We start from the raw sequence: 550 nt of genomic DNA, 5'->3' as shown, positions 1-550 counted from the left end.
ACGATTGGGGTGAAGTCGTAACAAGGTAGCCGTATCGGAAGGTGCGGCTGGATCACCTCCTTTCTATGGAGTACCTCGCTTCCGTAGCGAAGCGGTACAAATACACGGTCGACGCAAGTCGCCGGATTGCCTTTGCGAAAGCAAGGGGACCTTCTCACTCGTTGGTCAGTTTTGAGAGTTCAAGCTCTCAAAATCATCTGCATGAATTTCATCAACCCAATGGGATTGACCGAAATGCATACAGGTCGCAGTTTCTTCGAAACTGCTTACGCTGAATACTTTAATCTCACATTCTGTGATTGTTTAAATCATTCATCGATTGATCCTTGAAAACTGGATAACGAAACAACAATTGCGAATTAGAAACATTCTTTTAGCTGAAACTTGTGATCGTAGAGAACAAGTTTAGTACTAGCTGAATATGCGAGTGTTTTTGAGATGATGGATCCTTTGCGAATTTGTTTCTACCTTTGAAGATTTCAATCGAAGAAACCAATGAGGAACAGAGCCGTCAGCCAAAAACAGGAGCCTTTTGGTTAAGCTACTAAGA

General features: G+C 42.7%; 1 rRNA gene. It reads left to right on the top strand.

Going from position 1 to position 550, the window contains the following annotated elements:
- Positions 1–63, top strand: a 16S ribosomal RNA gene (locus FCN15_RS19070); the annotation flags it as partial.
- Positions 64–550: the final 487 nt, after the last annotated feature.

Origin of the sequence: Paenibacillus pinistramenti, from assembly GCF_005869875.1 — a bacterium.
GTDB classification, from domain to species: Bacteria; Bacillota; Bacilli; order Paenibacillales; family Paenibacillaceae; genus Fontibacillus; species Fontibacillus pinistramenti.
Note: the sequence above shows the minus strand (reverse complement) of the source record. Positions and strands in the feature narration are given on the sequence as shown.